The following is a 980-nucleotide window of genomic DNA, read 5'->3' on the forward strand; positions in this document are numbered from 1 at the left end:
CCCTCGTCGCCGTCGCCCACGGGTCCCCCGACCCCCGGGCCCGCGAGAGCGTCCTGGCCCTCCTGCGCCGGGTACGCGCCGTGCGGCGCTCCCTGCGTGTGGAACTCGGCCACCTGGAGACCGACGAACCGCTGCTCGGGGACACCCTGGCCCGGTTGCGCGGTGAGGCCGTGCTGGTGCCGCTGCTCTTCGGACGCGGCTACCACGTCAAGCACGACATCCCGTCCGTGCTCTCCCGCGCCTCCCACCTCGACGCGACCGTGGCGGCCTGCCTGGGGCCGCACCCCCTGCTGGTGGAGGCGCTGTACGGGCGACTGCTGGAGGCCGGGTACCGGGGCGGGGCCGTCGTGCTGGCGGCGGCCGGCTCCCGCGATCCCGAGTCGGCCGCCGGGACCCGCACCACGGCGGCGATGCTCTCCCACCGGCTCGGCGGCGTCCCGGTCGTCCCGGCCTACGCCTCGGCGGCCTCGCCGACCGTGGCGGAGGCCGTCGAGCTGCTGCGCTCGCACGGGCACCGGGAGATCGCGCTCTCCTCCTGCTTCACCGCCCCCGGCTTCTTCGCCACGCGCTGCGCGGAGGCGGCGCCGGGGATCGTGGCCGAGCCGCTGGGCGCGCACGCCTCCCTGGCCCGGCTGCTGCTGCACCGCTTCGACCGGGCCGCCGCCGCGCTCCCGGTCCGCACCCTCCACCGCGCCGCCGCCTGACCCCGTCCCGGCGGGGGCGGGGTCCCGGGCCTCACCGGCCGGCGGTCACCGCCGGCCGGCCGTGGCGAGATCGAGGAAGGCGCGCCAGGCCTCGGGGGTCGGACGCAGCCGGGCCGAGGCGCGTCGCTTGGAGTCGCGGACGGCCACGGCCCCGGGCACGTTCGTGGCCACCTCGACGCACTGGGAGTCCGGCCGGCCGCCGCTGTGGGTGGAGGTGCGAAAGACGAACTCGGGAGCCATGGGCATCACTCCGGGGAGAGGGCACGATCGGGGCTG

The 980-nt window shown here is 77.9% G+C and carries 2 protein-coding genes; one reads left to right on the forward strand and one right to left on the reverse strand.

The window, feature by feature from the left end:
- A partial coding sequence (locus FNQ90_RS24795) for a sirohydrochlorin chelatase (RefSeq protein ID WP_228471585.1) occupies window positions 1–704 on the forward strand: 704 nt, incomplete at its 5' end.
- 45 nt (window positions 705–749) lie between these two features.
- Here FNQ90_RS24795 and FNQ90_RS24800 read toward each other — a convergent pair.
- Window positions 750–980: DUF397 domain-containing protein (locus tag FNQ90_RS24800; protein ID WP_323380170.1), on the reverse strand; the 231-nt coding region annotated here is incomplete at its 5' end.

Origin of the sequence: Streptomyces alkaliphilus, from assembly GCF_014141535.1 — a bacterium.
Taxonomy (GTDB): Bacteria; Actinomycetota; Actinomycetes; order Streptomycetales; family Streptomycetaceae; genus Streptomyces; species Streptomyces alkaliphilus.